The organism is Calothrix sp. FACHB-168, from assembly GCF_963889195.1.
GTDB lineage: Bacteria > Cyanobacteriota > Cyanobacteriia > Cyanobacteriales > Nostocaceae > Aulosira > Aulosira anomala_A.
Genome location: NZ_CAWPNJ010000018.1, coordinates 14,897 through 36,825, shown reverse-complemented (window position 1 = coordinate 36,825; position 21,929 = coordinate 14,897). Strand labels below are relative to the sequence as shown.

The window sequence follows — 21,929 nt, the reverse complement described above, 5'->3', positions numbered from 1 at the left end:
GATGTTAGAGATGCTCAATCAGAACATCTGAAAATAGCCTTAATGCTCAAATCTTGTGCAATGAAGCAATTAAAAAGTATGATGCTTACTAATTTTTTGAGTTAAGGAATCAGAATACTTACTTATGCACATCTGTAATTTAACTTTATATCAGTTGCAAAATATATAACAGAGCAATTTCTCTGAGGTGATAATTAGAAGACTTCACTACAGTTTTATCAAAATTAATTAAAACTATAGACAAAAAGTATTATTTTATACATTTATGTTGAAATAAATCTGTTTAATTCTTGTTATGTCAACACTTAGACAGTAATACATACTCGGTTACATGTCTTTTTCGTCACACATAATGCTTTACTTTAACTTCATAATAGGAATTAATTGTGTTCGGTAAATATATATCCATAACTAAAATTTAAATTTTTACACGTTAATGCATCCAGCAAGAGTTGTTCATCATTGCCTTGTACTTAGTTACTTTACATACATATGCAAGCGTGAAACAACATGTTAGTTAGACTCAATCTCCGGGAAATATAAAGCCGTAAGTAGAAGTTAAAATTGTATTTCTCTATACGGAGTTGTTTGTATGGTTTATCAGGGTAATGCTTCAGTTCAGCAGTCTAAACAGCAGCGTGCATTTACCAAAAACTCTCGAAATGTGATGGAAGTACTAGTTGTAGAGGAAGTAGAGCAACAATTTCAAGCTTTACCTGCGAAAACTGCCAAATACACTAATCCATCAGAGGTAATTGCTTATGCATTAAATCGCCTACCTGCGCTGTATGCGACGAGTAAGCGGGGCTGGCAAAGGCAATGGCATCGGGGGAAAACTGAGTTGCGCCCACAAATTGTCACAGCTGTGAGGCAGGGAATCATGGCTGTACAGCGAGATCCCTTGCGGGGAGATGGGCCTCTGTCTTTTGAGGAGGAGAATGCAGCAATGACGGCTTTGCAAAAGCTCAAAGTTTTGCTGCAACGTGAGGATCTATCTTGGGATAACTTAAATGATGTGGTTGAGCAAACTTTATTAGATACATTGCGAGGGAGAATTACTTGGCGTCAGTCTGGTGATGCAGACGAAGACATCTTTGATTGGGAGAAACATCCACATTATCAGAACGGATAAATTGATCGTAAATTTTGGTCAATCAAGCTCTATTTTCTCTCAAATGTTTTTAGGTAATGCGCAACCAAGCAATGATTCCAGCGCTGAGACGTTATTATTCCCACCTGCCATTAGTAGGTGGAATTACTCTTAGCTGTTTCTGCCCCATCAACCCAACAATTGCCCAAATTTCTCCAGATAATCAGCTGCCTGATGGACAAACTGTTGTTTTACCAGGTACTCAACCGGGATTGGATTTTGTAATTACGGGCGGAACCCAAGCAGGTAGTAACCTGTTTCACAGCTTTAGAGAGTTTTCTGTACCTCAAGGTGGTTCTGCTATTTTCAATAATTACAACCGAGGAATTGAGAACATTATTAGCCGTGTTACCGGTGGCTCAAAATCTCAAATCAATGGTTTAATCCAAGCGAATAAAAACTTATTTTTGATCAATCCTCATGGTATTGTTTTTGGCGCGAATGCTTCTTTAGATATTACAGGCTCATTTATTGCCAGTACTGCTAGTAGTTTAAAGCTGTCTAATGGAGATGTATTTAGTGCGATTAATCCTGCGCCACCTTTACTAACTGTCAGTGTTCCCTTGGGTTTACAATTTGCTGGCAAATCTGGAGATATCACCGTAGAAAGTCCAGACTTAGCTACACCAAAATTGTCAGTCCAGCCCGGTCAAACTTTAGCTTTAGTTGGCGGTGATATTTCTATAGCTAGCAAGTTACTAGCTGCGCCTGGTGGTCGGGTGGAATTGGGTAGTGTGGGGGATGAAAGTTTTGTTAGCCTGACTCCAAGTCCTCAAGGATTTAGTTTGGGATATACAGGTACGAATAAGTTTCAAACAATTCAGCTAGATGGGGCTGAGATTAAGGTTAGCGGTGCTGGTGGTGGGAATATCCAAATTCAAGGTCAATCAATCACCTTAAATCAAACACTACTTTTAGCTAATACAGATGTGAATGGCACCGAAAGCGGTGGTGGAATCAATATCCGAGCTAACCAACTAACGCTGAATGATTCTATGATTCAGGCGCTGACATCTGCTTCAGTGCGCGGTGGAGATGTCAACTTGGAAGCTGTGAAACTAACAGTTCAAGGCCCCTTTGCAATGGTTTCTGCGGAAACAGAAGATATTGGACTTGGTGGTAACTTAACTATTCGCGCTGATGATGTGAAATTGGCAAACTTGAGTATTTTAGGCACAGAGACTAGAGGACTAGGTGCTGGTGGAGATGTGAGAATTGCAGCTGGAAAATTGAGTATTGAAGATGGCGCAAAAATAGTAGCCAATACTCGCGATCGCGGTTTTGGTGGTTCAATCATAGTTAAAGCAACTGAGTCTATTGACTTACGCGGAACAGGAGAAATATTTAATACGCTTTACTCTAGCGGTTTGTCCGCAGAAACTACTGGTTTTGCTCAGGCTGGGGAAGTCATTGTCGAAACCCCAATCTTGAATATCCGTGATGGTGCCAGGATCTCAGCTTCGACGTTTGCTGAGGGAGCAGCAGGCAGTATTAAAATTTACGCTCCAGTAATAGATATCCTCAGTTCTCCTACTGTTGCTCAAGCTAGCGGTGTATTTAACCAAGTTGAGTTAGGAGCTACCGGTCAGGGCGGTAATATTCTCTTGGTAACTAACAAATTATCGCTCCAAGGTGGAGCGCAAGTATCGGTTAGTACTTTTAATACTGGCGACGCAGGCAGTCTTTCTGTAATTGCTCCGCAGATGTTAACAATCTTGGGAGACTCTACGGATATCACCTTTAGTGGCTTATTTGCTCAGGTAGAACCTGGTGCTAAAGGTCGAGGAGGAAACGTATTTATAGATACTGGAGAATTGCTACTTCAAGGAAATACGGCACGAATTTCTAGCTCTACTAGAGATGAGGGCTGGGGTGGTAATGTCACTATTAATGCGAGGGAATTAACTGTTCGGGATGGGGCGCAGATTCAAGCGGGAACTCAGGGATACGCCCCTGGCGGTACCCTCAAGGTGACAGCTACAGACACAATTCGATTGCTGGGGACTTCTCCAAGGGATCGATCATCTAGTGGTTTATTTACCGCTACATTTGGTGATGCTCCGGCTGGTAATTTGAGTGTTGATACAGGTAATTTATTTATCCTAGATGGAGCGAGGATTTCTGCTTCTACCTTGGGTGCAGGTACTAGCGGTAATGTAACTATTAATGCCTATGATACTGTCAACTTAATTAATCGCTCTCCTAATGGTCAAGTAAACAGTGGCTTATTTGTCCAAGGAATTGGAGATGGAAAAGCGGGTAATATCGATTTAACAGCCCGTAATCTGTTACTCGATCGCGGTGGAGAAATTTTAGCGGAAACTACGGCTGATGATGGGGGGGAAATTGCGCTAAAAGTCAGCAATATTCTGCAACTTCAGAATCATAGCTTGATTTCTGCTACTGCTGGTACTGCTAGCAAACAGGGTAATGGCGGAAATATCAAGATTAATACCACTTTTTTAATTGCAGATCCTTTAGGAAATAGCGATATTACGGCTAATGCATTTCAGGGATGGGGGGGTAACATTCACATTCAAGCTGAAAATGTATTTGGGCTGGAATTCCGCGAACAACAGACTGCTTTAAGTGATATTACTGCTAGTTCTACTTTTGGTGTTAGTGGTGTGGTTGAAATTAAAACTTTGAATGCTGATCCTACTTCGGCTTTATTCAACTTACCTCTAAAAATTACCGATACTTCTAAATTGATCTCTCAAGGTTGTACTGCGAGTTCGTTCAGTCAGCAACAGCAAATTGCTAATCGGTTTGTTGTGACTGGACGAGGAGGGGTATCACCAAATCCAGAAGCTTTACTGAGTAGTGATAGTCTGCTTCAAGATTTAGTGACTAATCCGATCAAAAGTGAGCGAAATATTGCTGAAAGACCTTCTCCAACCTCAGATATTTCTAGTGCTAATTCCATCGTCGAAGCCCAAGCCTTAGTAGTAAATTCACGTGGTGAGGTGTTTTTATCAGCACAGTCTGCTACTGCAACTCCCTATAGTACTTGGTCGCCCTCAACTAATTGTTATGCAGATTAATCTCTATTATTTTTTCAAAAAAACTAGCTGGAAACGATTATATATTCGGTTAATTGTCTTGATATTCTGGATAATCTTAGGGTTAGTTGGGAGTTTATTACCTGCGATCGCCAAAATTGATGCTTCGCCACCATCACTGATGCAAGTATCATCTAATCTGGCACAGCAGGAGGAGCAAGGCAGACAATATTATGATGCTGGGCAATTTTTAGCAGCAATTAAAATCTGGGAGCAAGTGCTGCTGGTTTATCAATCACAGGGGGATAGACTCAATCAAGCCAGAGTGTTGAGCAATCTATCACTGAGCTATCAGCAATTAGGTTTATGGACTGAAGCTACCCAAGCAATTACTCATAGTCGAGAATTGTTACAGGGAAAACATACAGAGCCAGAATATTTAAAAGTCTTGGCTCAAGTTTTCAACACTCAAGGTAGTCTGGAGTTAGCAACGGGAAAATCGGAAGCTGCACTCTTGACTTGGCAACAAGCCACGGCTACTTATACTCAGGCAAAAAATGAGACTGGGGTATTGCGTAGTTTGATCAATCAATCTCAGGCTTTAAAGGCGCTGGGATTATATCGCAGAGCTTTATCTACCTTAAATCAGGTAAATAAAATTTTACAAAAACAACCGGATTCACCGATCAAAACGGCTGGGTTACGCAGTTTAGGAGCAAGTTGGCGATTAGTGGGGAATTTGACAGCAGCACAGCAGGTATTACAACAAAGTTTAGCGATCGCCCAAAAGTTACAATCGCCAGCAGATATCAGTGCGACATTGATTGATTTAGGGAATGTGGCGCGCGCTAACCAAGATACAACATCGGCTTTGGCTTTGTATCAACAAGCTGTAGAGATTGCGCCTTCTTCAATGCTGAAAATGCGATCGCAATTAAATCAACTGAGTACTTTAATAGATACTAAGCAATGGACACCGGCTCAAGCATTATGGAGTCAAATTCAACCACAATTGGTGAATTTACCCCCTAGTCGGACAACAATTTATGCTCAACTGAATTTAGCTCAGAGTTTAATTCGCCTCCAACAAGCAAATCTTTCCAATGCGCCAACCACAGAAAATATTGCTCAATTAGTCGCGAATAACCTCCAACAAGCAAAAACCTTGGGAGACAAACAAGCACAAGCCTATGCTTTGGGGAAACTGGGGGGACTTTACGAGCAAACTCAACAATGGGCGATCGCTCAAGACTTAACTCAACAAGCGCTGGTGCTAGCACAGTCAATTAATACACCAGAAATTGCTTATCGTTGGCAATGGCAATTAGGGCGATTATTAAAAGTACAAGGAGATGAACCAGGCGCGATCGCAGCTTACACCCAAGCTGTGAATACTCTACAATCTTTGCGTAGCGATTTAGTTGCCATCGATCCAGATATTCAATTTAGTTTTCGCGAAACTGTAGAACCAGTATATCGAGAACTAGTTAGTTTACTTTTATCGGGAACATCGTCACCTAGTCAAGAAGCACTCAAGCAAGCTCGTCAAGTAATTGAGTCTTTGCAATTAGCCGAACTCGATGATTTTTTCCGCGAAGCCTGTTTAGATAGAAAATATACTCAAATCGATGAATTAGATCCCTTAGCAGCAGTCATCTATCCGATTATTCTGCCAGATCGATTAGAAGTTATTGTCAGCTTGCCAAAACAACCTTTACGCCACTACGCGACTTCTTTACCGCAAGCCGAACTGGAAAGTATTGTCGAAAAATTGCGGAAAACTTTAGTTATTCGTTCTAAAGAAGACTTTTTACCCTTATCTCAACAAATATATGACTGGTTAATCCGTCCAGTGGAAACTGATTTAGTGAAAAGTGGGATTAAAACCTTAGTATTTGTACCGGACGGTGTATTACGAAATATTCCTATGGCAGCTTTGCATGATAGTAATCAACAATATTTGGTGGAAAAATACAACATCGCTTTAACACCCAGTCTTCAATTACTACCCCCGAAAACATTAGCACAGCATAACTTTAAAGTCCTGGGTGCAGGCTTAACTGAAGCCAGACAGGGTTTTTCGGCTTTGGAATATGTTGAACAGGAAATGAAGGAAATCAAGTCGGAAGTTCCCAGTACAGTGCTGCTAAATCAGGAATTTACCAGTAAAAATTTGCAAAATTACTTGCAATCAGCGATTTTCCCCATAGTTCACATTGCTACTCATGGTAAATTTAGCTCTAAAGCCATCGAAACCTTTATATTGGCTTGGGACGATCGCATTAGAATTAATGACCTAGATAATTTACTACAGATATCCGAACAGAAACAGCAACAAGCAATTGAACTGCTGGTACTTAGTGCTTGTGAAACAGCAGTTGGCGATAAACGTGCGGCTTTAGGTTTGGCGGGAATAGCAGTTAAGGCTGGAGCTAGTAGTACTTTAGCAACATTATGGTCGGTGAATGATGAAGCAACCGCCAATTTAATGCGTCAGTTTTACAAGCATTTGAGCAGTACCAAAGAAACCAAAGCAGAAGCCTTACGTCATGCGCAAATTGCGCTGTTAAAAAATCCTCAATCAGAGCATCCTGTCTATTGGGCACCTTATATTTTAGTTGGCAATTGGCTGTAGATATAGAGGCGATTTAGGGACTTCCAAGAAATAAATTATCCAATCTTGTGGGGTGGGCAGCGTTCGACTGAGCGCTCACGCCGAAGTCTTGCCCGCCTTTGACTATGGGCGGGCGAGACGCCCACCCCACAATAAATAGTTGTATATTTTTTTATCTGACTTTTCTTAACATTCAACATTTCTGGTTTTATGGCAAATATGACCATTGACAAATAGTAACTGACTACAGCACATCCTAAAATAATAAACAGGATTTAGTTTGGCATCTATCTACCGTTTTGATAGCAATGACTGAGCAACGTGATGCTGATTCCTTACCAGGAGATTCTCAGCAAAGTGATACTCCAGGCGATCGCCTAGAATCGGAAAATCTCACTCCGGCGCTACCTGCTGAAAATTCTTGGAAAAACCGGATTGCTGATGTTTGGCGCAAAGCAACACCGCGTCTAGGACAATTATTACCCGTAGAACAATTAGCACAGACGGTTGTGCAATGGTTTAGTGTCAGCGAAACTCAAATTGCTGAGATTTTAGAGACGGTGCGCCGCGAACTACCAACTACGGAAGCTTTGTTAATTGGTAAACCCCAAGCGGGTAAAAGTTCGATTGTGCGGGGATTAACAGGAGTTTCCGCCGATATTGTCGGTCAAGGATTTCGCCCTCACACCCAACATACTCAGCGCTACAATTATCCTGCTGATGACTTACCTTTGCTGGTTTTTACGGATACTGTAGGCTTGGGAGATGTCAAACAAGATACGCAAGAAATTATTAATGAATTGGTTGGCGATTTAGAAAAATCAACTCGCAGCGCCAGAGTTTTGATTCTGACTGTAAAAATTAACGATTTTGCTACTGATACATTGCGTCAAATTGCTCAACAATTACGTCAACAGTATCCAGATATTCCCTGTTTGTTAGCAGTTACCTGTTTACATGAGGTGTATCCGCCGGGGACAGTCGATCATCCAGCTTATCCGCCTGATTATGAGGAAATTAATCGGGCTTTTGGTGCGATTCAAGAAGACTTTACCAAGATTTGCGATCGCTCAGTTCTCATTGACTTTACCTTAGAAGAAGACGGTTACAATCCAGTATTTTACGGCTTAGAAGCATTACGCGATAACTTAGCCGAATTACTTCCCGAAGCCGAAGCCAAAGCAATTTATCAATTATTAGATCGGGAGGAAACTGGTAAGCAACTGGGTAATCTTTACCGCGATACGGGACGACGCTACATTTTACCCTTTGCAATTATGGCTGCAACTGTAGCTGCTATACCATTACCTTTTGCAACCATGCCAGTATTAACAGCTTTGCAAGTATCTATGGTAACAGCATTGGGTAACTTATACGGCAAGCAATTGTCACCATCTCAAGCCGGGGGAATTGTGAGTGCGATCGCAGGTGGTTTTCTCGCTCAAGCCATAGCCAGGGAATTAATTAAATTCGTTCCTGGTTTTGGTAGCGTAATTGCTGCATCCTGGGCTGCTGCTTACACCTGGTCACTTGGTGAAACAGCTTGTGTCTACTTTGGTGACTTGATGGGTGGGAAGAAACCAGACCCGAATCAGATTCAATCTGTGATGCAAGAAGCTTTTAAAGCAGCACAAGAAAGGTTTAAGGGAATTAAACGTTAGGGTAGTTGAAAAATTTCCCCATTGAAAACCTATAGCAATCCTATTTGATATACGAACAAAAAAGACAAGGGAAGGGGGACAAGGAAGATAGGTGTTTGTAACTAATTTAGGATTGCTATAATACCAATTGAACTTAAAAAAACTCTGCGTACCTTTGCGTTAACCTTAGCGTACCTTTGCGTTCAAAAAATTATATCTTTGTGCAACTTCACAAATAAATCCTATAACTCCGCTCTTTGTTATAACTCATCTTCTTCTTTTTGGAATTATCAAACTGAGTAAATAAACTATAACTCCCACAAATCCTAACTCATTCCATAACCATTGCCATAGTTGTTTACGATTACGAATATTCTGGAAGTTATTTAAATAATTTTCAAACCCTTGCACAGCAATCATTTGTTGTCGCGCCGATAGTAATTGCTGTTCCGAATTATGCATTTCTAAGCGAGTATTTCTGATATCTTGAATGAATTTTTGAATTTCTTCTACACCCCCAATCGTTTGTATAACTAGATTTAATTCCTGAATCAAACTTTGGGTATATCGATTTTGTTCATCGTATCTATCTATGATATTTCTGATTTGTATCAGCTTATTATCTATATCTATATTTAAGGTTTCAATTACTTCTTTTTTACTCTGCAATTCTTGAACTATATCCTGAGATTCTTGCAGATAATTTTGTACTTGTAATAATATATTGTGAGATGCTTCGGTTGAAGATTGATTTTCTATTTTAGCATGATTAATTTCATTAATTACTAGTTGTAAATCTTGCAAAATATCTTCTCTTATACCAAGTTCATGCAGTTGTTTTGGTATTTCTTGTAAGATTTGTAGTTTATCTTGAAGTTCTTTCGCTGCGGATAAATAATTTGATACTTTATCTTCATGTTTCTTTAAATCATTATTTACTTTTAATAGTTCTTCCCGGCTCAAGTGAATTTCATGAATCAGTTCTCTAACTTCATCAATTTCCTTAGCTTCTTCGAGAATATTTTTGGCTTTATCTATAGATTGATTAATAACTATAGACAAAGCTTCAAGTTCTTGGGAAACTTGTAAATCTGTGGGAGATTTATCATTCATAATTCACCTGTATGAGCAATCTTGTCTATAGCTGCATTGCAGAGTAGGGATACTAAATTTCCTTCCTGATTTGATATTTCCTGTCTAAAGGGAAAATCTTCGGGGATTTGCATTCCAATTTTTGCGCGTACTCTAGCAGCTTCATATAAAAGTCCTTTTTGTTGCAGCGTAGAAGCAATTCTTAATATTAAGTCTTGATATTCTTGAAGATTAACATCTTGCAACTCAGATGCAACTTTAACTGCTTCCCAAGAACTACCCAAAGCCCTTAAGAGTAAGCATTGCAGAGGAATGCGATCGCTAGGGCTATCAATTTGCTGAATTTGCTGCAATTCTTCATATAAAATTTCTCTAGAATGATTTGCAAGGATTTTAATTGCTTGCTCTTCAATTTGGGTAACTGTGTCATTATCAATTCTTGCTAGCCTGAATGCAGCATAAGTATCCCAATAAATTTGTACAGGTAGATTACTCAAACCTTCATAAATTATGTTACATAATCCTGTAATATCTTTAAATAAATGTTCTCCATTTGCCCACTCTGTAATCCAATCAAGAGTATCTGCATTTGCACTATTAAAAAACTGACATTCTTGAAAATGTGATCTTCCAATTCTTTCGATTTCATTAGTAGTTGCAATTACAAGTAATCGGTAACGCGGCCTAGTAAAAATCGTGTACCAATTATTAGCTTCTTCAAATGATGGTGTTCCCGCTCCTGCAAATACACAAAAAGCAACACAAGCATCAAATTCTCTTCCTTTAGCTTGATGGAATTTTATATAATCTAATCCTGGAAGATTACTGTATTGTTCGGGAATATCTTGATAAATTAGCTTGACTTGGCTAGAAAGAAGTCTCAATATAGAACGCTGTTCTAAAGAGCAGGTATATCTTACTTTATCGCTTAAATCGTTAATAATTTGTAGCGCTTCTTCTTGTGATGTGCATTCTAAAATTCTCACAGGTTCACCTTGTTCAAAAGCATATTCAGGCTGACTGACTTCAGGTAATTTTTTACCTCCTGAATTGGCTTTTTTTGCAAATGCATGAAAACTATTAGCGAATTCTAGAATATATTTTGTATTGCGATAATTATATTTAAGATTGTGTCTTTTATTCAGTTGTAAATGTCCCCAATTAAAATCTATGGGTGTAATTCTTTGATTCATATCACCCAATAGAAAAAGTATAGAAGTGTGATTATTATCCTGTTGCCATCTCTCCAGCATTTTAACAATAGCATTAATTTCATCTATGAGATAATCTTGAGCTTCATCAAATATGAACAGTGTTGTATTACTCTGCTGTAAAGGACGAGCATTTTCTGTAATTGCATTTACTCCATCTATCCAGATTTTTTTATTTCCTAATCTCTGCTGCAATTTAGGTAATGTAATATTTTTAAGTTCTCCAATCCAATGCTTATTTTCTCGATAAATGGGGTGATTGGATTGTTCATGCTTGTGTTTATTGGCTATGAATCCTCTAAATAAAATTAAATCATTTATATTCAAATCTTCATTGTTATCAATCACATGAATTTTTCGCGCTTCTGCTTGTAGAGCCTGTAACTCTTCCGATACAGTTGCTACTGTCTTATATATATCTGGTGCAGCTTGATGCAACCATTCTGCAAAAGTTCCGACAAAAAAATTAGGTTCTCCAATCTGTAAAATTTCTTTAATTTCAGTGAATTCTTTAATTTCAGCAGATAGGTTTTCGGGCAGAATTAAAGCAATATTCCAATAGTTTTTTACATATAATTCACAAGCCATTAAAGCTGCACATACTGTTTTACCTGTACCTGGGGCACTTTGTAATAAAAGGCTATTAATATTACTATGGTTTGATACAGGATTGCGTGAGGGATTTCTTACTTCCTGAAAAATTTCTTTTTGTTCTTGAGTCAAAACAGGTGAATATAAATAACCACCATAAACAAATTGATTCCAAGAATTAATTTGTTTAGGATTCCATTCATAAGTAGGAATATGTTCTACTGTTTTTTCTCCAAGTTCAAGTACATCAGATATATCTATTTCTGGCTTTCTATTTCTATCCTCAATAATTTTTTTATAAATATCTTTACGTTGTCCGGCTATTAATATTAATATTTCTTCTTGATTTCTTGTCCAAATCACTCTTACATCATGTTTCTTAGTTCTCCATAAATCTTGATAACCTTCTAATTTTCGATAGTCTCCCAGGTTACCTTCACTAATTTTTTTAATTATTTCTGCTACCAGCTTGAAATATTCATGTGGTAATTTCTGGATTTCTCGAACAGCAGCGCGAACAATTTTAACGAGATAAACAGGCATGAATATACCTCATATAAAATATGATCATTACATTAATTATTTAAACAATATTGATTTTGATAATTGTGAAATTAAAATATTTAATGATATGAGCATTTTGCATAATACTATTCATCTTTATTCACCCTGTTTAATTGGGAAAAATTAGTTGCATATAAAGCTAACTAGAACAAGAAAAATGCTTGTTGAAGTTGTACTAAGTGAGTATTTTGCATCGAATGTGACTGCTTTAACAAAGAGTTAGCCAAAAACGATAGTATATAAATATACTATATTAATATTGCCCTCCAGAAAGCATTGATTACTGGAAGAGTGTTTAGCAAATTTTTATACTTCGCTCACAATATAATAGCCTACTAAAAAGCCAATTGCCTAGTAAGCAAATGATATTTGAATTAAGCGTGACTCACGCAAGGCTAAAACTCGATTTTTCGTGATTTTACTTAGTCTGAAAGATATTTTGTACCATTTTTTTGTCTACACTGGCAGCAGCTTGATCGAGTGTAGCTATCTCGCCAGAGTCTAACAGCCAACCTAAAGCACCAATATTCTCTTGCGCCTGTTGTACAGTCTTTGCGCCTGGGATGGGAATCGTTCCTTTACAAATACACCAGTTAATTGCTACCTGTGACATAGTTTTGTTTCTTGATTGTGCCACTTCTCGTAAACAGTTTAAAAGTGGGTCAATCCCTGGTAATAGCTGCCTAAATAATAAACCACGGATACCTTTGGGAAAAGGGCCTGTTTTTGAGTATTTTCCTGTTAATAGCCCTAATCCCAAAGGGCTATAGGCAATCAATTTTATACCCATGTCGTCGCAAACTTGCTTGAGTTGTAGTTGCGTTACTGGATATGTGGAGAGTAGAGAGTATTGTACTTGCAGAGTTGCGATCGCAACTCCCCGTTCCTTAAACTTTTTATGCACCCGTTGCAAACGTTTTGGCCCGTAATTAGATAATCCTACAGCCTTAACTAATCCTTGCTCGTAAAGGTCAGCTAATCCATCCCATAGCCTTTCCTCTTGCCAAGGTGCGTAGTTAGCTGTAGACCAGTGCATTTGTACTAAATCGACATTTCTGCCTAAGCGTTGGGCTGAGGCTTTACCAGCTTGTACCATTGATTGACGAGTCCATCGCCAAGGATAAGCCGCTAGCTTGGTAGCAATGCAAATTTTTTCTGTGTTGATACCCTGATATGCTCGAGAAAATTTGCCGAGAAGTGTCTCACTGCGCCCTTTGAGTTGACCAGTACCGTAAGAATCGCCTGTATCGAATAAAGTCACACCGTTACTGACACAAAGGTTAAACACTGCTTGCAATTGATCGTCCATACTGCGATCGTATCCCCAGAGCAGTTGGTTTCCCCATGCCCAAGTTCCACAGCCCATTGTTGGCAGTGATAGTTCCTGGCTAATTTGCATACTCACTCGCTGTAGATTTCCTGATTAGCTTGCGATCGCCTCTCTAAAATTTTATTATCAGGCAATTAATAGCCACTTTGCTTAACAGGTTTGAGTTGAGGGTAAATCTCTACTGAATAGTTTATGAAAACAAGCCTAAGCGAATCCAAAGCCCTCGCGCCATAATTTGTGTTTGGCTATTCATTTCCAAACAAGCAATGGTTACTCTTCCAATGACTGTTTTACCCTTGATTGTGGCGGATTCAGTTTCTACTTGAAAATGATCTTTCCACTCATCTTGTCTAGGATTAAACAGACGAGCTTCTGTATCAGATTCTGGATCGATTCCACTGCTACGAGTACCTTTACGAAGATTACAGGAACGACAAGCAAGGGCTAAGTTGTTCTCAGCATTAGCACCGCCTTTGGAAATGGGAACAATATGTTCAACTTCAAATGGGAAATTGAATACCATTTCTGGTGCATGACAATATTCACAGCAATGAGCAGCGCGATCGGCAACTAGGGTATAAAAAGGATTCATTGGCCGATCTGTTGTAGCAAGGCTGCTGAACGAGCTGTTGCAGCTTTTAATTCAGCCTCAACAAGGCTATCTAACTCTGCTTGTTCCACTGGAGTTAATTCTTGTCCGCGATCGCGTGCTGTTCGCCATAGACTCATCAACTCTGATAAGCGCTGTTGCTGTTGGGCGCTAAAAAACCAATCGGGACGAAAACTCTGTAGTACCAACAGAGTGCTAAATTCTTCATCTTCGAGTTGTGCTGTTAAAGCATCCAACGCTTCACCCGCAGTTCTACCTGTTGATTGCTTATCACCTGCGATCGCTCGATAAATTTTCTTTCCACTAGCATCCGATATGGGCAGGATTGCGACTGTGGTCATACCCTTAACATGAGAGCTTTCTGCTTAATTATTATAGTTTGATTCACCTTTTAGTTTTTAACTGAAGGGCTAAAACCCTGTGACCAGATCGGAGAATTCTGTCCAAATATAGAAACGATAGACTTGAGACAAGCGTAATTTTTATCAAAGAAGCTGATTATAAGTAATTTGTGATTGAGGTAGGTATCAGGTAATGGTGCGTTTAAAACTGTGGCAATGGGTTATATTAGCAGCGCCGATCGCATTAATCGTCACTTTCTTACTGGTAGCCGCAGGTTCCCAGATCCATACGTGGGGAATTAATTGGATTTGGGCTGTATTTACCCTACTATTTGTCGGGTGGCGTTGGTTGCTGGTTAAATGGACTAGACCAGAGGTAGAACAATTAGAGGCGGTATTAGCTCAAGTTAATGAAGAATTAGCTGCTACTGTAGATGATAACCAATTACCTGCCGGAAATGACGCTACTAATCAAGCTCAAGCAGTTTTGAATGAAGTTTTGCAATTATCTCAAAGCGATCGCCCGATTTGGGAAGATTGGGTAACTTTCTGGACGCGATGCCAAAATTTAGTGGTAGCGATCGCTCATATTTACCATCCTGAAGTTAAATATCCCCTATTAAATATTTACGTTACCCAAGCCTACGGGTTAATTCGGGGAACGGTGGATGATTTGGATCTATGGATGCAAAAGCTATCACCTGCTTTAAATCAGGTGACAGTTGGGCAAGCTTACCAAGCTTATGAAGTCTATCGCAAGTTAGAACCATCCGCCCGCAAACTCTTTCAAGCTTGGAATTGGGCACAATGGTTATTAAATCCGGCTGCGGCTGTGGCTAAAAAAGCGAGTCAGCGCTCTACAAGCCAAGCAAATCAGCAATTATTGGTGAATTTAGGACAAATGCTGCGAGAAGCGGCTTTACGTAATTTGTGCCGTCAAGCGATCGCTCTTTATAGTGGTACTACTTTACCAAAGGCGGAATTTTCTTCTTCAACTCCTACCCTTCCCAAAGCGAAAACGCAAACGTTAAAAGAAATCCTCGCCCAAGCTGAACCTGCTGAAACTGTAGCGCAAAAACCTGTCAGTATTCTGCTGGTAGGGCGCACCGGTTCGGGAAAAAGCAGCTTGATTAACAGTTTATTTTCCTCAGAATTAGCTGCTGTTGATGTCTTACCTAGTACCGATAAAATTCAAAATTACCAATGGCAAACTTCCAATAAAGAAACCCTGACATTATGGGATACTCCAGGGTATGAGCAAGTTAACCGCGTAGATTTTCGCGATTTAGTTTTAGACTATGCGACAAAGGCAGATTTACTATTATTAGTTACCCCCGCTTTAGATCCCGCCTTGCAAATGGATGTAGATTTTCTCAAAGATATGCAGGCGGAAGTTAAAGATTTACCTGTGATTACTATTGTTACCCAAGTCGATCGCCTGCGTCCGCTTCGTGAGTGGGAACCGCCTTATGATTGGGAATGGGGCGATCGCGCCAAGGAAATTTCCATCCGCGAAGCTACACAATATCGGGCGCAATTGTTGGGGGATTTCTCCAAGTTAGTTTTACCTGTGGTGACAAGCGATAGCAAAACTAATCGCACTGCTTGGGGAATTGACGCTTTATCTTTAGGATTAGTAGCAGCGATCGCACCTGCAAAACAACTGCGTCTGGCGCGTTTTTTACGTAATCTCGAAGCCCGTACCGTTGAAGCTGCCAAAATTATTGATAATTACACCTTCCAGATGGCGACAACCCAAGGACTGACATCGCTGCTGAAAAGTCCCGTTCTCCAGTTCATTTCTACCCTATCAACCGGTTCGCCCACTCTGGCATACTTGTTAGCAGAAAAAATTCCCGTGGAACAGTTACCCGTTGTCATTGGGAAGTTGCAAATGGCTTATGACCTTTTCTCTCTCTTAAATACTGGAAAATCAAGCAATTTTGATTTATTAACCCTTTGGCCGTTATTGGTAGAAAATACAGCCGCCAGCGATACCTGGGCTTTTGGTCATGCTTTAGTTGAATACTGGACTCAAAATCTCACAGTTGAACAATTGCGCGATCGGTTTAATTATTATCTCAATTTGTCGGCGAGCAAATAAGGTTCAGTGTCAAGGCTTCGGCTACGTTCAGCCTTGACTGTTGACTGAATAATTTTTTCGCTTTAGCACATTAATATTTGCCATAAAGTATTGTAGTATACACTTTTCTTTTATAAGAGTGACATTACTGCCTTATTTTTTCATGGTCAGTGATTGAGATCACTAGTAATTTCTTGGCTGTAATGTAAGCAATTAATGACAGTTATGCAAGTTTCATGTTTTCATTCAAGCTGCGGTTATTCAGGAAAAGTGTTTCATTTCTCTACTAGCGTAAACAGTATTCTTGCATAGCGCTAAACAACGAATGTTATAGGTTTTGTCACCTGCTTTATCACTAATTTATCTAAATTCAGGCTGATATGTAAAAAATTTATTTAAATCAGATAAAGCAAAATTAAAGTTATTCGTCTAAATTGGGCTTAAAGCCAATTACACCTAAGAATTACTTAATTATTTTTTTAGTTTTTTATCAAGAAGTCCTTTAAATAAAACCCAAATTTCTTAAGTCAAGTTTTATATAAAAAGACGTACAAATACAGTTCTGTTTTTAGTAGTAGAAGTTACACAATATTCGGTGTGAAGGTTTGTTACGAAACTTAAGAACCGAAAGACATGACTACAATTTCTCACTTAAACAACTCAAACAACGCAAACAACGGAATTTTTACTGTAGGTTCAACAGGTACAGTTAGCGTCGATTTTCTCTATGATGGTGGGCAGAAGAAAGGAGAGATAGCTATCTTCAGCCTTGAAGGTATGGAAAATCTGGAGATAGGTTCCACAGAATTTATTCAGGAAGCTACAAGACGCGCTCTCAGCAATTCTAGTTCTGGTTATGTAGTCGTAAGAGATGAAATTGATCGCGCTCGTTTCACTAACCTCAATGATGAATTAGCTTGGGAAAAAGACTATAACGGCGGTATTTACCAAGGCGCACCAAAGTTTCAGATGGTTGCTGGAACTAAGTTTGCGATGATGTTAGTTACCGATACAACAGTTGCTAATATTGCCCAAAGTTCCGCTTCTAGTGCCAACAACGTTCTGTTTTCTTTCGGTTCACTCAACTCAACCACAGGACAACTTTCAAATCAAATTGCAGACATCACAGGTAAGGGAAATACCTTCGGTTGGGAAGATATTAATACATTGAACTCCAACTTAACCGATCGCGATTACAACGATATGGTAGTTCAGGTGTTGGGTGCAACAGCTACCGCTACCAGTTTCCAAGATTCCATTTACTCTAATCGCAACTGGTTAGATACCAATGTTGGCAAAGAATTAACACAATATGCGAATCGTCCTCAGTTTGACACAGGTACTTTCACAGTTGATGGTACAGGCCAAGTTAAACTGGACTATCTTTATGATGGCGGTTGGTATCAAGGGGAAGTAGCTGTCTTTAGCCTCAAAGGTATGGACAAATACCAACCAGATTCCTTAGAGTTTCGCCAAGAAGCGATCGCGCGTGCTTTAAGTAACTCCACACAAGGTCGGATCTTCATTAAAGATCAGGCAGAAGGCGCACGTTTTAGCGAAAATAATGCTAGTTGGGAAGATAACTTCGGTGCTGGTGCTTACCAAGGCGTTAAGTCATTTCAGATGAACGCTGGCGACGAAGTAGCATTTATGCTGGTGCAAAATACCACCTTTGAGGAAGTTTTTAACCAACCCTCTGTTACTTCTGAATGGGGTAAAGATGTTATTTTCTCTACCAATCAAAGACAAATAGTTGCAGTCGATAATTATGGAACGATCGCCTTTGAAGATAACAACGTTAGTGCTGGTAAGGGTGACCAAGATTTTAATGACCTCATCTTCCAAGCCAAAGGACTTACAAGTAATAACACCGCCAGCATCAACACAGAAATTAATTCCACCAGAGATTGGCGAACCACTACTAGCGGACAAGAATTACTCCAATATGCTAGCCGATCTACATATAGTGAAGGTGTATTTCAAGTTGGTGAAACTGGTCAAGTCACCTTTGATTTTCTTTACGATGGCGGCTGGTATCAAGGAGAGATGGCTGTATTTAGCCTCGCTGGAATGGAAAATTACCAAGCTGGCTCTCAAGCTTTTATTCAAGAAGCATCTAGACGTGCTCTCAGCAATTCTAAATTAGGTTACGTCTTATCTGACGACTCTTCAGAAGGTGCGCGGTTCACTGAAAAAATGCCTTGGGAAGACAACTTTAATTCTGGAACTTATCGAGGAATAACAACTTTCGAGATGGAAGCAGGAGATAAGTTTGCCTTTATGTTTGTACCCCATACAAATGTTGAGGAAATCAATAATGCTCCTTGGCTCGATAAAGACAGTCACATGTGGCAATATGGCAAACTTCCCCTATTTTCCATCCCTGAGGCTAATCCGAATATGGCTGTCGGACAAATGGTTGATGTAGATGGTAACGGAACTTTTGCTTTTGAAGATATTCCCACTGGTTCTAGTACTTCCGATCGCGATTACAACGATTTTGTTTTCCAAATCAAAGGCGCTAAAGGAATCACTCAATCCATTGATAATTTCTCCAACTCCGATCGCGATTGGCGCAACACAACTGTCGGACAACAATTACTCGAATATACCAACCGCGCGATTTTTGATGAAGGAGTTTTTGTTGCGAATCAAACTGGTCAAGTTAAAGTTAACTTCCTTTATGACGGCGGTGATTATCATCAAGGGGAAGTAGGTATTTTTAGCCTTCGGGGAATGGATATGTACGAAATCGGCTCTACAGCTTTTATGACAGAAGCAGTTAGCCGTGCTACTAGTAATAAAGACAATATTGGCTATATTGTAGCCCAAGATGCTGTAGAGGGAGCGCGTTTTACTGATAATAGTGCCATTCTTAACTGGGAACCGAATTTCAATAATGAGGAGTATAAAGGCGAGAAAATTTATCAGATGCAAGGAGGAGATACTTTTGGTTTTGTTTTCGCTGCCAATGGAACTCTTCACGATGCTTTAACTGGACAAGGTGCAGCCAGCAATAAACTTTTCTTCTCAATGTCTGCTGCTAATTTAAACGATACTGTACAAGTAGCAGATTTCTTGACAGAAGCTAAAGGCGCGGTTATCGGTTTTGAAGATGTGGCTATTGATAGTGGTTCTAATCGCGACTACAACGATTTTGTGATTAGTCTTGGTGGAATTAAAACTGTCGGTCTTCCTACTATTCAAGATGTAGCGATTTACAATCACAATTGGGCAAATACACAAATAGGTACAGCAATTACCAACTACTTTAATAATATGACAGATGAGTAAACCCACCTAGTTTCAGCATCTGTGTTTGACTTTAGACTTGCGGTATGAGAGGCTGCTTTGTTTGTTATCAGGTTCGACTAATCTCTTCAATGGTCTAAAATGTGCAATACCAAATACTATCCGAATCAAATATTAGCCTTGTGATTAATTTCGGAGTTAGGACTTGAGTTCTAACTCCGAAAATTATCAAAGAGAAAACTGTATTTACAGTGTTAAATGCGCTGCACCCCAGGACGACCGTTTTCAACAATGAATGAAGCTTTGGTACTAATAGTACCAGATGGGGTTGTTACTTCTGACATTGCTAAATAGTCTGACCTCCAGAGAGTTGGAGTCAATGTACAGCGAACATACCCACGACGATTGTTATAGAACTTAATGTGTGGATTATCAGCATCATTGATGTAGGCGGGTATATTGTCGTTGCCATCTCCACCAGAACTAATTGAGGAACAGACAAATTCACTACCGACTATGGCAGATTTTGGGTCATTAAAATCAGCTTTGAGATCCATTGCCCAATGGTTATGCACATCCCCTGCCAAAGACACTGGATTAGAAGGTTTTCGTTTAGCGAAGAAATCCATTAGGCGATCGCGATCTGCTAAATAAGCATCCCATTTATCCATACTAAAGGTTTGCCCTTCACCTAGTCTCGTGTCTCTTTGGGCAATAGGAACCTGTTGAGCTAGGATGTTCCATTGACCTTTTGAGCGACTTAAACCTTTGTATAACCAATCTTCTTGTGCTTGTCCGAGAATGGTTGCTTGCGGATCGAAGACTTCTGGACAACGTTCTTTCGTACCATCTCCACAGGGTTGATCTGTACGATATTGGCGAGTATCTAAAACATGAAATGTCGCCAGATTACCATAATTTACCCGGCGATAAAGTTGCATATCGGGGCCGACTGGTCGCGAGAAAGGACGCAGTGGCATGTGTTCGTAGTACACTTGATAAGCAATTGCTCGCCGTTGGAGAAAAACTGCCGGATCTTGATCTGGTTCAGTATCAATCTCAGAAATAAAGTTGGCGTAGTTATTTTCTACTTCGTGATCGTCCCAGGTGACAATCCAAGGAAAGGCTGCATGAGCAGCTTGGAGATTTGTATCTAATTTATAGAGGGCGTGACGGTTGCGGTAGTCTGCCAATGTGAGAATTTCGGCGCTATTATGCTGTCTAGGCCCAGTGGTACTGATTCCTCCCTCATAGATGTAGTCACCAACATGGACTACTAAATCTAGGTCATCCTCAGCCATGTATTTGTAAGCAGTATAGTATCCCTGCTGATAGTTCTGGCAGGATGCTAGAGCAAACTTCAAGCTATTGGTGTATCTACCTCTACCCATTCCTGGAGTAGTACGAGTCCGACCAATTGGGCTAGCTTCTTTACCAACACTAAAGCGATACCAATACCAAGTATCTGGAGAGAGTCCTTCAACTACCACCCGAACTGAATGGCCTAGTTCTGGCCGAGCCATGACTGTACCTCTAGACAATATCCGCTTCATATTGCGGTCAATTGCTACTTCCCAGCGAACTGGCACATTCATCGCAGGCATTCCACCACCATTTAGGGGTTCGGGCGCTAGACGAGTCCAGATAACTACACTATTGTCATCAGGTTCACCAGAGGCTACACCTAGCGTAAAAGGATTAGTAGAAAATTTAGTTTTAGCGATCGCTCGTTGATGAGAAAATTGGCTAGCGATCGCCAAACCAGTAAATGCTCCTGCCCCGATAATCAGATTGCGTCGCTTGATGGAACTGTGCAACAACCGCTCAAAATTCTCGTACTTGAACATCCTTACTCAATCCCTGATTATATTAAGTGAATCAAAGTAGAGAAATATCTGACACCGTAAAAATAGAGCAACAATCGGTAAACGCTCCCAAGGATAACTCTATTCATTAGAATGTGTCATGTATAGCAATCCTATTTCAGTTGCGAAAAATATCGGTTTTGGCTGTTGACTGTTGACTGTTAACCGTTAACAGTCAACAACCCTGCTTGTAATATTTCACAAATCATTTAGGATTGCTGTATTACTTTGATGTTCCAACAAATATAGGGAAGATATTAATTCTGTATCAAGGAGGAGTTAATATAAACTTAATTTTTGGATATTAAAAGATTATGCTTAATGGAACAATAACACAATAATAAGTGTAGCAAGTTAAATAGAAAGTTGCCAAATATCGTTTATCCAGGCTTAATTAATTATTTCTAAAAATTTTATTTAAATTGCCCTTTATATCAATTTGAACAGTCAACAGTCAACAGTCAACAGTCAACAAATATATTTATATTTAATTTCCAATCCCAAATTAAAAACTGCTCTTGCTGAAGGTAAAATCAAGAGCAGTTTTTCATAATAGACCAATGACTTAAGGATGCAGTAAATGG

The 21,929-nt window shown here is 39.6% G+C and carries 12 protein-coding genes; 6 read left to right on the top strand and 6 right to left on the bottom strand.

Annotated elements, in window-relative coordinates; translation table 11 throughout:
• Positions 1–592 precede the first annotated feature (592 nt).
• The 4 genes from AACW45_RS10225 (at position 593) to AACW45_RS10210 (ending at position 8,427) form a co-directional block, all read left to right on the top strand.
• Positions 593–1,132, top strand: a complete 540-nt coding sequence (locus tag AACW45_RS10225) for a late competence development ComFB family protein (protein ID WP_242045545.1) — start codon at positions 593–595, stop codon at positions 1,130–1,132.
• Positions 1,133–1,188: 56 nt separating this feature from the next.
• The gene (locus AACW45_RS10220; protein ID WP_339385077.1) at positions 1,189–4,194 is read left to right on the top strand and encodes an S-layer family protein; all 3,006 of its coding nucleotides are present in this window, start codon (positions 1,189–1,191) and stop codon (positions 4,192–4,194) included.
• The gene (locus AACW45_RS10215; RefSeq protein ID WP_190632882.1) at positions 4,184–6,787 is read left to right on the top strand and encodes a CHAT domain-containing protein; all 2,604 of its coding nucleotides are present in this window, start codon (positions 4,184–4,186) and stop codon (positions 6,785–6,787) included. Before AACW45_RS10220 ends, AACW45_RS10215 begins: the two co-directional genes overlap by 11 nt.
• A gap of 287 nt (positions 6,788–7,074) precedes the next feature.
• Positions 7,075–8,427 carry a GTPase family protein gene (locus AACW45_RS10210; RefSeq protein ID WP_190632881.1) on the top strand — a complete coding sequence of 451 codons (1,353 nt, stop codon included), beginning with the start codon at positions 7,075–7,077 and terminating at the stop codon, positions 8,425–8,427.
• 246 nt (positions 8,428–8,673) lie between these two features.
• On the opposite strand, the gene AACW45_RS10205 is transcribed toward AACW45_RS10210, so the two are convergent.
• The 5 genes from AACW45_RS10205 to AACW45_RS10185 all read right to left on the bottom strand — a co-directional run bounded on the left by AACW45_RS10205 (position 8,674) and on the right by AACW45_RS10185 (position 14,145).
• The gene (locus AACW45_RS10205) at positions 8,674–9,519 is read right to left on the bottom strand and encodes a hypothetical protein (protein ID WP_190632880.1); all 846 of its coding nucleotides are present in this window, start codon (positions 9,517–9,519) and stop codon (positions 8,674–8,676) included.
• Positions 9,516–11,843: a hypothetical protein gene (locus AACW45_RS10200; protein ID WP_190632879.1), complete on the bottom strand. Its 2,328-nt coding sequence runs from the start codon at positions 11,841–11,843 to the stop codon at positions 9,516–9,518. Before AACW45_RS10200 ends, AACW45_RS10205 begins: the two co-directional genes overlap by 4 nt.
• Positions 11,844–12,282: 439 nt before the next feature.
• Positions 12,283–13,263 carry an aldo/keto reductase gene (locus AACW45_RS10195; protein ID WP_190632878.1) on the bottom strand — a complete coding sequence of 327 codons (981 nt, stop codon included), beginning with the start codon at positions 13,261–13,263 and terminating at the stop codon, positions 12,283–12,285.
• 121 nt (positions 13,264–13,384) lie between these two features.
• Positions 13,385–13,786, bottom strand: a complete 402-nt coding sequence (locus tag AACW45_RS10190; RefSeq protein WP_190632877.1) for an HNH endonuclease — start codon at positions 13,784–13,786, stop codon at positions 13,385–13,387.
• Positions 13,783–14,145 (bottom strand): hypothetical protein, encoded by a 363-nt coding sequence (locus AACW45_RS10185; protein WP_190632876.1) that lies wholly within the window; start codon positions 14,143–14,145, stop codon positions 13,783–13,785. Before AACW45_RS10185 ends, AACW45_RS10190 begins: the two co-directional genes overlap by 4 nt.
• Positions 14,146–14,338: 193 nt before the next feature.
• Between AACW45_RS10185 and AACW45_RS10180 the strand changes: the two genes are divergently transcribed.
• Entirely contained in the window at positions 14,339–16,249 is a 1,911-nt protein-coding gene (locus AACW45_RS10180) for a GTPase family protein (protein ID WP_190632875.1), read from the top strand.
• Positions 16,250–16,861: 612 nt separating this feature from the next.
• A complete protein-coding gene (locus AACW45_RS10175) occupies positions 16,862–19,522 on the top strand; it encodes a DUF4114 domain-containing protein (protein ID WP_190632874.1) in 2,661 nt (886 codons plus the stop codon).
• Positions 19,523–19,734: 212 nt separating this feature from the next.
• Here AACW45_RS10175 and AACW45_RS10170 read toward each other — a convergent pair whose 3' ends face one another.
• A complete protein-coding gene (locus tag AACW45_RS10170) occupies positions 19,735–21,327 on the bottom strand; it encodes an alkaline phosphatase D family protein (RefSeq protein WP_190632873.1) in 1,593 nt (530 codons plus the stop codon).
• Positions 21,328–21,929 lie beyond the last annotated feature (602 nt).

Bases quoted from the DNA above. Each gene is read 5' to 3' on its own strand.
- AACW45_RS10225 (WP_242045545.1), top strand. From the start codon at position 593: ATGGTTTATCAGGGTAATGCTTCAGTTCAGCAGTCTAAACAGCAGCGT.
- AACW45_RS10220 (WP_339385077.1), top strand. From the start codon at position 1,189: ATGCGCAACCAAGCAATGATTCCAGCGCTGAGACGTTATTATTCCCAC.
- AACW45_RS10215 (WP_190632882.1), top strand. From the start codon at position 4,184: ATGCAGATTAATCTCTATTATTTTTTCAAAAAAACTAGCTGGAAACGA.
- AACW45_RS10210 (WP_190632881.1), top strand. From the start codon at position 7,075: ATGACTGAGCAACGTGATGCTGATTCCTTACCAGGAGATTCTCAGCAA.
- AACW45_RS10205 (WP_190632880.1), bottom strand. From the start codon at position 9,519: ATGAATGATAAATCTCCCACAGATTTACAAGTTTCCCAAGAACTTGAA.
- AACW45_RS10200 (WP_190632879.1), bottom strand. From the start codon at position 11,843: ATGCCTGTTTATCTCGTTAAAATTGTTCGCGCTGCTGTTCGAGAAATC.
- AACW45_RS10195 (WP_190632878.1), bottom strand. From the start codon at position 13,263: ATGCAAATTAGCCAGGAACTATCACTGCCAACAATGGGCTGTGGAACT.
- AACW45_RS10190 (WP_190632877.1), bottom strand. From the start codon at position 13,786: ATGAATCCTTTTTATACCCTAGTTGCCGATCGCGCTGCTCATTGCTGT.
- AACW45_RS10185 (WP_190632876.1), bottom strand. From the start codon at position 14,145: ATGACCACAGTCGCAATCCTGCCCATATCGGATGCTAGTGGAAAGAAA.
- AACW45_RS10180 (WP_190632875.1), top strand. From the start codon at position 14,339: ATGGTGCGTTTAAAACTGTGGCAATGGGTTATATTAGCAGCGCCGATC.
- AACW45_RS10175 (WP_190632874.1), top strand. From the start codon at position 16,862: ATGACTACAATTTCTCACTTAAACAACTCAAACAACGCAAACAACGGA.
- AACW45_RS10170 (WP_190632873.1), bottom strand. From the start codon at position 21,327: ATGTTCAAGTACGAGAATTTTGAGCGGTTGTTGCACAGTTCCATCAAG.